Source organism: Fluviispira vulneris, from assembly GCF_014281055.1.
Classification (GTDB): domain Bacteria; phylum Bdellovibrionota_B; class Oligoflexia; order Silvanigrellales; family Silvanigrellaceae; genus Silvanigrella; species Silvanigrella vulneris.
Genome location: NZ_JACRSE010000005.1, coordinates 331,165 through 343,770, shown reverse-complemented (window position 1 = coordinate 343,770; position 12,606 = coordinate 331,165). Strand labels below are relative to the sequence as shown.

The 12,606-nt window shown below is 34.6% G+C and carries 9 protein-coding genes; 6 read left to right on the top strand and 3 right to left on the bottom strand.

The features are described 5' to 3' along the window. Nucleotides 1-13: 13 nt before the first annotated feature. Nucleotides 14-679, bottom strand: coding sequence for an HAD family hydrolase (locus H7355_RS13015; protein WP_186648330.1), 666 nt, complete (start codon nucleotides 677-679; stop codon nucleotides 14-16). Nucleotides 680-839: 160 nt separating this feature from the next. On the opposite strand from H7355_RS13015, the gene fabF reads away from it, so the two are divergent. Further along, nucleotides 840-2,084 carry a beta-ketoacyl-ACP synthase II gene (fabF, locus tag H7355_RS13010; RefSeq protein WP_186648328.1) on the top strand — a complete coding sequence of 415 codons (1,245 nt, stop codon included), beginning with the start codon at nucleotides 840-842 and terminating at the stop codon, nucleotides 2,082-2,084. A gap of 10 nt (nucleotides 2,085-2,094) precedes the next feature. On the opposite strand, the gene H7355_RS13005 is transcribed toward fabF, so the two are convergent. After that, the gene (locus tag H7355_RS13005) at nucleotides 2,095-2,790 is read right to left on the bottom strand and encodes a YjjG family noncanonical pyrimidine nucleotidase (protein WP_186648326.1); all 696 of its coding nucleotides are present in this window, start codon (nucleotides 2,788-2,790) and stop codon (nucleotides 2,095-2,097) included. A gap of 77 nt (nucleotides 2,791-2,867) precedes the next feature. Here H7355_RS13005 and H7355_RS13000 point away from each other — a divergent pair, with 77 nt between their 5' ends. Then, on the top strand, nucleotides 2,868-4,196 hold the full coding sequence (locus tag H7355_RS13000; protein WP_186648319.1) for a putative Na+/H+ antiporter: 1,329 nt from the start codon (nucleotides 2,868-2,870) through the stop codon (nucleotides 4,194-4,196). 366 nt (nucleotides 4,197-4,562) lie between these two features. Here the strand turns inward: H7355_RS13000 and H7355_RS12995 are convergent, their stop codons facing one another. Further along, complete coding sequence (locus tag H7355_RS12995) at nucleotides 4,563-6,455, bottom strand: S9 family peptidase (RefSeq protein WP_186648316.1); 1,893 nt, start codon at nucleotides 6,453-6,455, stop codon at nucleotides 4,563-4,565. Between the two features lie 125 nt (nucleotides 6,456-6,580). On the opposite strand from H7355_RS12995, the gene H7355_RS12990 reads away from it, so the two are divergent. The 4 genes from H7355_RS12990 to argF all read left to right on the top strand — a co-directional run bounded on the left by H7355_RS12990 (nucleotide 6,581) and on the right by argF (nucleotide 12,605). After that, nucleotides 6,581-7,297 carry a TVP38/TMEM64 family protein gene (locus tag H7355_RS12990; protein ID WP_186648314.1) on the top strand — a complete coding sequence of 239 codons (717 nt, stop codon included), beginning with the start codon at nucleotides 6,581-6,583 and terminating at the stop codon, nucleotides 7,295-7,297. Between the two features lie 116 nt (nucleotides 7,298-7,413). Continuing rightward, nucleotides 7,414-8,544 (top strand): glutamine-hydrolyzing carbamoyl-phosphate synthase small subunit, encoded by a 1,131-nt coding sequence (carA, locus tag H7355_RS12985; RefSeq protein ID WP_186648312.1) that lies wholly within the window; start codon nucleotides 7,414-7,416, stop codon nucleotides 8,542-8,544. Beyond that, nucleotides 8,537-11,662, top strand: a complete 3,126-nt coding sequence (gene carB / locus H7355_RS12980; RefSeq protein WP_186648310.1) for a carbamoyl-phosphate synthase large subunit — start codon at nucleotides 8,537-8,539, stop codon at nucleotides 11,660-11,662. The genes carA and carB overlap by 8 nt, the downstream gene beginning before the upstream one ends. After that, nucleotides 11,658-12,605 (top strand): ornithine carbamoyltransferase, encoded by a 948-nt coding sequence (gene argF, locus H7355_RS12975; protein ID WP_186648580.1) that lies wholly within the window; start codon nucleotides 11,658-11,660, stop codon nucleotides 12,603-12,605. Before carB ends, argF begins: the two co-directional genes overlap by 5 nt. Nucleotide 12,606 lies beyond the last annotated feature (1 nt).

The following is a 12,606-nucleotide window of genomic DNA, read 5'->3' as shown; positions in this document are numbered from 1 at the left end:
CATATTTTTGCGATCACTTTATTATTTGGAGTAGTTGTTTGTGGGTTAAGCGAGAAAGATGATCCGCTTTTGTGTCAAAACGTTCATTTAAGTTGGTTTTTATCCAAAGAGCATCGCAGCCAGCTGCTTGTGCTGCAAGCAAACCACGTTCAGAGTCTTCGATGACAAGAGCTTCGCTTGGCGAAATCTTTAATACTTCAAGAGCTTTTAGGTAAAGATCGGGATATGGTTTTTTGCGCATTCCAGGCTCAATACCAATTACGTGGTCAATACTCAATTTTTCTTTTTGTTGAGAAAGGATAAGATTTATTTCACTCGCAGGACTATTGCTCGCAATAGCATTGACATGACCGTTTCTTTTTAAGATAGATAGAATTTCTGGAATTTCAGTATATATCTGAGCAGCTCCTTTTGAAATAAGTTCCCAATAGTGTTTTGCTTTGTCCGTTCTTATTTCTTCAAGATTGCAACTTATGTTATATGTTTCGATTTCCTTTGCGACACCTGCACCAGTGTGAGTGAAAGTCTCATAGTATTCATACTCATTGAGTGTGTGTCCGATATGTGCAAATGCTTTTGCGTACGCTAAGAAGTGTATGCGTTCAGAGTCGCATAGGCATCCGTCAAAATCCCAAAGTATTGCCTTTTTAGAAAGTATTTTGTGTTTTAGATTTAGCATTGATGAGTTCCTTGCTCTGCGTATTTCACATAGAGTTGTTATGGTGTATACCGACAGTTGTTGGTACTCTGGCTGGCTTACAGTTATGGATAACTAGCATGTTTATTTATGATGATCTAGTCAGGATTTATAAGTCCTTTTTTTTATTTGAGAGGTTTGCTTGATGAAACGTGTCGTCGTAACTGGACTTGGAATCGTATGTCCAATCGGCAATAATTTAGAGGAATGCTGGGAGAATGCAATTGCAGGAAAAAGTGGAATTGGCAAGCTTACAACGTTTGAACCCCCAGAAAATTGCGTGACAATTGCGGGTGAGGTCAAAAATTTTAATCCAGCTGATTTTATGGATGAAAAGGAAGCTAAAAGAAATCAACGCTTCGTTCATCTTGCCGTTGCGGCGTCAAAAATGGCCTTAGAAAATGCTCAATTGAAACTCAATCCAAACAATCAAAATGATATTGGAGTTGCAATTGGAGTTGGCATTGGCGCTCTAGGATATCTTGAAGATCAATCCTTTACTGCGCGGACCAAAGGAATTAAGAGAGTTTCTCCTTTCACGATTCCAGGCTTTATTGGCAATATGGCTGCAGGTGTCGTTTCTTTGGAAACGGGGGCAAAAGGGCCTAATATTTGTACAGCAACTGCTTGTTCAAGTGCGGGGCACGCTATTGGCGATGCTTTGATGTACATTCAAACAGGTAGAGCAAAAGCCATGATTTGCGGAGGAGCGGAGTCTGCATTGAGTCTCGTTGCTTTTGCTGGTTTTGGTCAGATGAAAGCTCTGTCCTCAGATTTTTCTGATCAACCTGAAAAGGCATCACGTCCTTTCGATAAAGATCGCTCAGGCTTTATTATGGGTGAAGGTTCAGGAATACTTATTATTGAAGAATATGAGTACGCAAAGGCGCGTGGTGCAAATATTATTTGTGAGCTCGTTGGTTTTGGTGCTTCTGGTGATGCCTATCATTTTACATCTCCTGCTCCTGGTGGAGAAGGTGGTGCGCGCGCTATGCAGCAGGCTCTTGCTACTTCCGGGTTAAAACCTGAGGATGTGGATTATATAAATGCACATGGTACATCTACTGGCCAAGGTGACTTATGTGAAACACAAGCTATCAAGACAATTTTTGGAGAGCATGCCTATAAGTTAAATGTAAGCTCCACAAAAAGCATGACAGGGCATTTATTGGGTGCTGCAGGTGGTATAGAAGCTGTTTTCTCAGCAATGACTATTAAAACAGGAGTTATCCCACCGACTATAAACCTCGATCATCCAGACGAACAATGTGATCTCAACTACACTGCCAACAAAGCCGTTCGGCGTGAAGTGAAAGTGGCAATCTCAAACTCATTTGGGTTTGGCGGAACCAATGTTTCTTTAGTATTTTGTAAAATGAGAGATTAAAATCAATCTCTCATTTTTTATTTATAATTCTTTTAATTTCCATTAAATTTTGAATGATAAAAGTTGGGGTAATATCTTTGTGAGGTTTACCACCTTGTGGATGATACCAACAACTATCCAGACCAAACTCTTGAGCACCAATAATATCTGCTTCTAAATTATCACCCACCATAAGGGTATTTTCTTTTTGTGCACAGCCAAATTTATTTAACGCAATATTAAATATCTCTGCATGAGGCTTACGGTAGCCGCATTCCTCAGAAATAGTCACAAAATCAAAATAAGGATTGAGTTCGGACAGTGAGAATCTGCTTTTTTGTATATTTTCAAATCCATTTGTTATGATTCCAATTTTTATCTTTGCTTCTTTTAAAAATTGACATATTGCGAGTGCTCCTACTTTTAAATGGGTGCTTTTCGCAATTTTTTTCAAATAAAATTCGCTAAAAGTGCTCGGGTCTTGCTTGATATTATGAGCGTCAAAAATTCTTTTAAATCGTAAAAATTTTAAATCATTTTCGCTGATTAATTGCTTTTCAAGGTCTTGCCAAAGAACTCTATTTGTTTTTTTAAATTCCGAATAGAGTGCATCAGTATGGTAACTGATGGCAAAATGTGAGACGGTTTCACGAAAGGCAATTTCTTGAGATTTATTAAAATCAAAGAGAGTGTCATCGGCGTCAAAAAGAATAAATTCGTATTTCATCAAAAGATCCTTTGTTAAGTCAAAGAGAATGCATAGATTACAAAGATCTTTTCAATCTGCAAGGAAAGTTTTTCAGAATGACTATTGATTGTGTTGACAAGACTTCTATCATACCGACTTTACTTGAAAATAATGTTGTGCTTTTTTCTGTAACAACTATTTTTGTTTTGGCTGTTATTCATACTTTTTGTGCAAGTCGTATTGTGGCTTTAGCACATAAGAGACCAAAAGGTTCTATGTCCGAAAAAGTTCTCGACTTCTTAGGAGAAGTAGAAGTTGTTTTTGGATTTTGGGCATTTGTGTTTCTTGCATTTCTTTCTGCTTATTTAGGAATGCAATCCTCGCTTGATTATTTAAATGGCATTGATTTTAAAGAACCTATATTTGTTTTTATAATTATGTGCATGTCTGCTACAAAACCAGTTATGTTTATGGCGGATAGAGGAATCAATTTTATTTCAAAATTTTTCTCAAAAATATTTTTTGTTCCATATAAGCTTTCATTATTTTCTGCTATTTTTATTTTTGGAACATTAAGCGGTTCTCTTCTAACAGAACCAGTTGCAATGACGGTCTCTGCTTTGCTTTTACATGAACATTTTTTTCAAAAAACAAATAATGCAAAATTTAAATATGCTATGCTTGGGCTTTTATTCGTTAACGTTTCTATCGGTGGTACGTTAACTCAATTTGCCGCACCTCCTGTTTTAATTGTTGCAGCACATTGGGATTGGGATGCGGCTTTTATGTTTATGAATTTTGGCTGGAAATCGGCTATTTCCATAGTAGTTGGAACCCTATTAACAGCAGTTTATTTTCGTAAAGACATTATTGGTACCAATAAATTTCCAAATACAAGCGAGAGGAAACAAAGAACTCCTTATTGGATTGTGGGTGTTAATGTCGGATTTCTAGTTTTAAGTATTGTATATCATAAATATGTTTCATTTTTGGTTCCACTCTTTTTACTATTTATTGGCTGGTTTGAGGTAACTAAAGAATATCAAGATTCGTTAAAAATTAGAGAAAGTCTTTTAGTTGGCTTCTTTTTAGGTGGAATTGTAACTTTAGGAGCTTTGCAACAATGGTGGTTGATTCCTCTTATGAATTATTTAAATCCAACCTCTCTATTTTTTGGTGCAACTGCACTGACAGCTGTTACAGATAATGCGGCATTAACTTATTTGGGAACGCTTGTGCCAAACCTTTCCGAAGCATTTAAATATTCATTGGTAGCTGGTGCAGTTGCAGGGGGTGGATTGACTGTTATCGCCAATGCACCCAACCCAATTGGTTATGGAATATTAAATAAAAGTTGTGGAGAAGACGGGATAAGTCCGTTGTATTTATTTTTAGGAGCCCTCCCGTACACTGTGTTAGCAATAGTCTGTCTTACAATTTTGTAAGACTTAAAATACCAAAAATAGTTAAGATATTTTTGGTATTCTTTTTTTTTATTAAGCTGTAAATATAAATAAAAAAAATTATCATTGCAATTATTTAATTATTTATTAATAAATTGTTTAATAATGTTTGAGTAAATAACTATTTTTTGAATCCATCTTTGTGTGATTTTATTTAAAATAAGTTTTTTTAAGAAAACAAAATAAATCCTAATCTAAATAGATGTATCGGGAAATTAACTTTTTTTATCGTATTTTTATTTGAAATATAAAATATTTTATAGTAGTAATTAATACATAAATGCTAAGGATAAGATCAAATTTAAAGAGAGTGAGCTTTGCTCACTCTTCTTGGAAGAAGTTAATATCTTATTTCAAGACTTTTGTAAAAAATGCGAGTTCATTCTTAAGAGCTACTACAATATTTTCAGCATTTTTAAATCCATGACCTTCATGAGCAAAAATATTAACTTCATTGTAAATATTATTTTTCTTCAGAGCCTCTGCAATTTTATAAGTCTGACTGACATGCACTACAGGATCACTGTCTCCATGGAAAAAGATCACAGGAGCTGTGATTTTATCGGCTGAGTTGATAGGCGAACGATCGAAATAAATGTTTCTTGAATCTTGAACAGATCCACCAAGTAAACCTTGATCATAATAGGCTTCGAATTTATGGATATGCTCCGTCATTGCAATTAAATCTGCTATACCATACGTACACGATCCGCACTTATAAATATTGTGAAAAGCAAGGGATGCTAAAACTGTGAGACCTCCAGAACTACTACCAGAAATTATGAGTTTATTTTTATCTGCTTTTTTTAATTCACATAAAAAGAGAGCACAGTCGATGCAGTCCTCTGCATCCATAATTCCCCAGTGACCTTTGAGCTGGTCTCTATAAGATTTCCCATAACCGGTGCTACCTCTATAATTCACTTCTACATAAGCAAAACCACGGCTGGTGTAATATTGAATTTTAGGACTAAGCATAAAATCTGCATTTGCAGTGGGGCCGCCATGCACTTTAACAATCAACGGTGGGAGTTCATTTTCTGCATATTTAAAATGAACATTTTTAGGAGGATAGTAAAAAGCATACGCTTTTTTATGATCACGTGTGGGAAACTCAACTAATTCTGGTTGAGAGATGAATTCATTGTCAATTGAGCTATCGATGGAATTGCGGAGAATCGTTATTTTTTCTAAATTATTTTTATCAGACAAAATAACGGCAGGAGCTAAGGATGGATTTCCACCAATAAATCCAATTTTGTTTTTGTCTCCAACAATATTATAAATACATGTAAGTGAATTATTAAATACTTTAAAATTCTTATTTTTTAAATTAATGACACCTGTTTTCCAAATGCCTTTTTCGGAATAGCAACAGACGATTTCCTCCTGGGATAAAAATTGAAAACAACGAGTGCCAATGATCCACATGGGACGGCCAAAATCGGAATTTTTTTCATAAATATTGATAAATTTTTCATTATTATAATTATAAATATTCCAAAAACCTGTTTTGTCTGAGCACACATAAAGCTCATTCTCTTCTGACCACGTTGGTTGATAATAAGCTTGCTGTGTTCCTTCAGAAATATTTTTTTTGTTTAGGAGGTCTCCTTCATCCGACAGATCAGCTAGCCATATTTCTGTGGCATCCCAAGGCATGTTTGGATGATTCCACTGGAGCCACACGATTTTTTTGCCATCTGGACTGATTGTGGGATTGCTATAGAAATCAGCCCCTGATATTAAGACTTCAACAGATTTTGTTTCTATAGAAATCTTCACGATTTCTGTGGGAGGAAATTGTGTTTTACCAGTATCATCTTTGCGAATACAATAAAGATATTTCTGCTTGGGATCAGAACAAAAGTCAGCGTAGCGATATTCTCCTGGATTAACGATGGGTTTGATTTCTTGAGTTTTTATATTTTTTTGATAAACAAGCCCTGTTTTTAAATCGGCAAAATAGAGTGTTTCATTTTTAATAAAAAAGGCACCTCCACCATAGCCGTGGACGGAAGTTCCAATATTATAATTATTTGGGGTTTCATCAAAATACTGATTATCCTTATAGGATACAATCACATTTCTCCCTTTTTCGTTCGGCCGGGATTCGCACCAATAGAGAATTCCTTGATCCATATGAATATCATTGAAAGAAATTGATTTGCTGGCAATCATTTCTGCTGTAATGGGAGACTGCCATTTGTCAAAAATTTCGGATTGCTTTATGCTCGACATTATTTTTCCTTTAATTTTGAGTATAATCCTAATTGGAAATGGAAAAATATTTTCCTTCCAAATGAACTTAAACTATACAATTGTCATTTTAAGAATGCACTCAAAAATATTGCAAAGGGAAAGCAGTGAAAAAAAATTTATATTTTATAATTATTTTATTGGTGTTTTTTGCATTAAGCCATTTATTGAACACTGCAGGCGGGCAAAATAATGAAGTTAATGACCTTATCATGGAATCATTTAAACAGAGCATTACTACTCTCAAATCCGTTTCTGAACAGAATCCAATAACTGTTTTAATTGTCTTTAGTCTATCGTTTTTTATACTCACTGTTCTTTATCTTCCTTTTACAGCGTCGGCTTATGTGTTATTTGCTGGAGCCTTGTTTGGTTTTTATAAAGGAGTCATTCTTTTTACTTTTTTATTGACTTTAGCTTATACGTGTTCATTTCTATTAACCCGCATGATTTTTTATAAGTTTTTTAAAGCTAAAACGAAGTCCAAGATACAAAATATTGTTAAAGGTTTTGAAAAAGATGGTTGGATTTATCTACTCTCCATTCGCTTTTCTGCAATTATACCTGGGGTTGTGGTGAATACAGGAATGGGTATCACCCAAATTCCGACTTGGCAGTTTTATTTAGTGACTCAACTTGGTACTTTACCTCATGTGATAGCCTATGTTTATGCTGGAAGTAAAATTGAAGAGATAGATAATTTAAATAATATTGTTTCGCCAAATTTCTTTTTGTTACTTATCATTTTAGCACTCTTGCCAATTCTCTTAAAAATGTTGTCCGAATATTTAATTCAATTTAAAAGAAAATTTAAAAAAGAATAGCTTGACAATTTTAAATACTGATGTAAGAATACTCCAATTTTTGGCTCGAAGGAAATTGCAATACCCTTGAGCCAATTGCTTTCTCTTTATCAAAAATCAGAAAATTTGGAGTATATATGCAAGCGATTCTTCTATTGGAAGATGGTACAATCGTGCATGGGCAAAGTTTAGGAGCACCGTGTGAAGTTATTGGTGAAATTGTTTTTAATACAGCTATGACAGGTTATGAAGAAGTGATTTCAGATCCTTCGTATTTAGGACAAATCGTCATATTCACTACGAGTCATATAGGTAACACGGGCATTAATTTTGAGGATCTTGAATCCAGTCAAATGCAAGCAGAAGCTCTTATATGCAAAGATATTTCATTAATTCCTGATAACTATCGTGCAAAATTATCTTTAGAAGAATATTTAAAGAAACAAAATAAATGTGCACTATATGGGGTTGATACACGTTTTCTGACACAAAAAATAAGAAATGAAGGATGTCTCAAAGGTATAATTTCAAATATCGATCAAGATATAAAATCGCTCACAGAGAAATTGGCGAAATCGCCGTCGCTTAGCCAAAAAAATCTTGTCAAAATATATAGTAATAACAACATTAAATCTATTAGAAATTTTGCCAATAAAAATAAGAAATATAAAATTGCTGTCTTCGATTTTGGTATTAAGCAAGGAATTCTTGACTCGTTGGTTGCATTGAACTGTGATCCTGTTTTATTTCCGTATGATTGTTCTGTTGAAGATATCAATGCCATCCAACCGGATGGCATTTTTTTTAGCAATGGTCCTGGAGATCCTGAGCAACTCGCAAAAGATTCAAATATACTAAATGTCATGAGAAAGCTTTTAGCGCTTTATCCAAGTTTTGGCATTTGTTTAGGGCATCAATTGATTGGGCTTGCTTTTGGTGGCAAAACAAAAAAATTGACTTTTGGTCATCATGCAATCAATCACCCGGTGAAAGTGCTTAGGGATGAGGATTCCCGTGTTTTAATCACATCACAAAATCATAACTATATTTTAGATATAGAAGATATAAATGATATCTTTTCTATATCACACTTGCATTTGAATGACGGAACGCTTGCAGGAATAAAACATAAGCATTTGCCAATATTTTCAGTACAATTTCACCCTGAAGCAAATCCAGGGCCAAGGGATGCAGAATATATTTTTCAAGATTTTATCAAAGCAATGAATATAAATAAGAATAAAACGAAGGATGTGATCAATGCCTAAATTTAACGATATTAAAAAAATTCTAATTATTGGATCTGGTCCAATACAAATTGGGCAGGGTTGTGAATTCGATTATTCTGGCACCCAAGCCTGTCTTGCTCTCAGGGATGAGGGTTATGAAGTGGTTCTTATTAATTCGAATCCTGCGACAATTATGACTGATAAAGAAACAGCAGATAAAGTTTATATAGAACCACTGACACGGGAATCTATCTGTAAAATAATTGAAAAAGAAAAACCCGATGCTCTTTTACCCACAATGGGTGGACAAGTTGCACTTAATTTATTCGTGGAATTGCATAAAAAAGGCGATCTTGCAAAATACAATTTAAAAACAATTGGAGTTCAGGCTGCAACAGTAGACAAAGCAGAAGACCGGAGAGAATTTAAAAATTTGGTGACCTCACTTGGTTTTGATGTTGTGCGCGGTGATCTTGTTTCAATTAAAAAAGATGCGCAGAAATTAGCTGAAGAACTTTCGTTTCCTCTTATTATTCGTGCTTCATTTACATTGGGGGGAACGGGTGGTGGAATAGCCTACAACAAAAATGAATTTGCACAACTCGTCGATGCGGCCTTTTCAGCAAGTGAACATGCAGAAATATCTATTGAAGAATCGATCATTGGTTGGAAAGAATATGAACTCGAAGTTATGCGTGACAGAGTAGGAAACTTTGTTGTTATTTGTGGGATTGAAAATGTAAATCCGATGGGTGTGCACACCGGCGATTCCGTGACAGTTGCTCCATGTATGACATTAACTGATAAAGAATATCAAAAGTTGCGAGAATGTTCTAAAATTATTTTTGAAAAAATAGGTATGGAAACAGGTGGAGCAAATATTCAATTTGCTATCAATCCACTCAATGGAAGAATGGTTGTGATCGAGATGAATCCAAGGGTTTCTCGCAGTTCAGCCTTGGTTTCAAAAGCGACAGGTTATCCCATAGCAAGAATATCAGCTAAATTAGCTGTAGGATTTACTTTAGACGAAATTAAAAATGAAATCACTAAAGCAACATCAGCAGCATTTGAACCGACAATAGATTATGTGGTTGTTAAAGTTCCCCGCTGGGATTTTGAAAAATACAACGAAAAAGATAATACCCTAGGTATCCAAATGAAATCTGTGGGTGAAGGTTTAGCTTTTGGTAAAGGCTTCAAAGATGCATTTCAAAAGGCATGGAGAACTTTAGAAAAAAATATCGACGGATGGCAGGGTTCAAAAAATAAATATTCAAAAACAGAGCTTGAAAAATTATTACAAACACCGACTCCGAACTTATTTTCGTATATAAAAGATGCCTTTTATTTAGATTTTTCAATAGAAAAAATTCATGAATTTACTGGGGTTGGAAAATGGTTTTTATATCAATTAAAAGATCTTGTTCTGGAAGAAGTTAAATTAACAGCTATTGGAAAAAATTTAGAAAAAGCTCAATTACATCAAGCAAAAAAGAATGGTTTTAGCAATGCTCAAATTGCTAAGTTAACAGAAAATACAACAGAAGATATTGAAAAATTATTAATAGAATATGCAATAAAACCAACGTTTAAAATGGTTGATACCTGTGCGGGAGAATTTGCAGCGCAAACTCCTTATTATTTTAAAACCTATGAAGAACAAAATGACAATCGGATCTCACAAAATAGAAAAGTGGTTATTTTAGGGAGTGGACCAAATCGAATCGGTCAGGGCGTTGAGTTCGATTATTCTTGTGTACATGCTGTGAAAGCGGCACAAGAGCTAGGCTATGAAGCAATTTTAATCAATTCCAATCCAGAAACAGTCAGTACAGATTTTTATATTTCAGATAAACTTTATATGGAGCCGCTTGTAGAAGAAGATGTTCTTGATATTTTACAAGAAGAAAATCCTTATGGTGTCTTTATTCAGTTTGGTGGGCAAAGTCCTTTAAAATTAGCAAAAAAGTTAGAGCAAAAAGGCTATAGAATTTTGGGCACGTCTTATTCTGCCATTGAACTCGCAGAAGATCGTAAGTTGTTTGGCAATATATTAAACAAATTAAATATAAAGGCGCCCGCCTTTGGTACAGCTACTTGTATTGAGGATGCATTGATCATTGCAAATAGAATTGACTATCCCGTTTTAGTGCGCCCTTCCTTTGTTTTAGGGGGCAGAGGGATGGCAGTCGTTTTTAATGATAAAGAATTATTAAGTTACTTTAAAACAGCAATTAACATTGACTCTTCAAAGCCAGTTTTAATTGATAAATATTTGGAAAATGCAATTGAGTTTGACGTGGATTTAATCTGTGATGGTGTGGATATATTTATTCCTGCAATTATGGAGCATATTGAAGAAGCTGGGATTCATTCCGGTGACAGTTCTTGTGTCATTCCACCTTATAGTTTAAGTCAGAAAAATATTGAAAAAATTAATTCAATATCTAAAGAACTAGCCATAGAATTAAATACAATGGGTTTGATGAATATTCAGTACGCATTATTTCAGAATGAAATTTATGTACTTGAAGTGAATCCACGTAGCTCGCGTTCTGTGCCATTCGTGGCCAAAGCGACTGGGATACCCATGGCAAAATTTGCCGCTTATATTTGCCTAGGAAAGAAATTAAACGAGTTAAATTTACAATCATATGCGAATAAAACACAGGCATATTGTTTTAAGGTTCCTGTTTTTCCCTTTCAAAAATTCCCAAACTTTACTCCTATTCTTGGGCCAGAAATGCGATCTATTGGTGAAGTTATGGCCAGTGCGAACACTTATGCTGAAATGTTATATAAAGGATATTTGTCTGCAGGTTTGTATGTACCAAAAAATGGAGTCATTCTTTGCTTAGGAGAAGAAAATGATCTTGTTCTTTATAAAGAAATATTTACTAGAAAAAAAATAGAGAACTTTGAATTTATTTCTTATGCAGAGAATAAATACGCAATAGAAGAAATTAAAGAAAATATTAAAAAAAGAAAAATATCTATCGTTATCGAACCATTAAATGGAAAAATATGTAAGTACGAAAAAATTTATTCAGAAATTGCTAAATGCGCAATTCAGTATAAAGTGTCTGTCCTTTCTACTTTGCGTTCGTTCGAAGCATTTACAGAAGCTACAATCTTTCAAACAACAAGGAATTAAAATGAATTTAACAGGACGCTCTTTGTCAACTTTATTGGATTATTCCGTAGAAGAGATTAAATATATTTTAGCGCAATCTCATAAAGTAAAAATGGAAAAAAAGAATAAAATATTTCCCAAACGGCTTGCAAATAAAAATATTGCTCTTATTTTTGAAAAATCGAGTACGCGCACGCGCAGTGCTTTTACCGTTGCTGCGTTTGATGAAGGAGCGCATCCTGAATTTTTAAATAAAAATGATATTCACTTTGGAAAAAAAGAAAGCACAAAAGATACGGCAAGAGTGCTTGGCAGGATGTATGATGGAATTATGTTTAGAGGTTTTAAGCAGGACACTCTAAATGACTTAATCCAATATTCACAAGTTCCCGTGTGGAATGCTTTAACGGATGATCATCATCCCACCCAAGCATTTGCAGATATTATGACTTTGCAAGAAAGATTTGGCGATTTGCAGGGGAAAAAACTTGTTTACTTAGGCGATGCCGCCAATAATGTTGCCCATTCACTAATGATAATTGCTTGCAAAATGGGAATGCATTTTGTTATCTGCTCTCCAAATTCACGGAGACCTGCAAATGATATTATTATTCAATGCGAAAAAATAATGAAAGAAACAGGTGCGATGTTAGAATTTTTAACGGATCCAAAGTGTGCTGTTAAACATGCAGATTGTCTCTATACCGATGTGTGGATCTCAATGGGTGAAGAAAACAATCCTGACTGTAAAGAACGAATAGATATCTTAAAACCCTATCAAATAAACCAAGAGCTTATGCAGGCTACAGAGAAGGAATCCACTTTATTTTTACACTGTCTTCCAGCAGTAAAAGGTCTGGAAGTTACGGAAGATGTTTTTGAGTCAAAAAACAGTGCGGTGTTTGATCAAGCGGAAAATAGAATGCACACTATAAAAGCCATTATGCTTGCAACTCTCACTTAGG

Bases quoted from the DNA above. Each gene is read 5' to 3' on its own strand.
- H7355_RS13015 (WP_186648330.1), bottom strand. From the start codon at position 679: ATGCTAAATCTAAAACACAAAATACTTTCTAAAAAGGCAATACTTTGG.
- H7355_RS13005 (WP_186648326.1), bottom strand. From the start codon at position 2,790: ATGAAATACGAATTTATTCTTTTTGACGCCGATGACACTCTCTTTGAT.
- H7355_RS13000 (WP_186648319.1), top strand. From the start codon at position 2,868: ATGACTATTGATTGTGTTGACAAGACTTCTATCATACCGACTTTACTT.
- H7355_RS12995 (WP_186648316.1), bottom strand. From the start codon at position 6,455: ATGTCGAGCATAAAGCAATCCGAAATTTTTGACAAATGGCAGTCTCCC.
- carA (WP_186648312.1), top strand. From the start codon at position 7,414: ATGCAAGCGATTCTTCTATTGGAAGATGGTACAATCGTGCATGGGCAA.
- carB (WP_186648310.1), top strand. From the start codon at position 8,537: ATGCCTAAATTTAACGATATTAAAAAAATTCTAATTATTGGATCTGGT.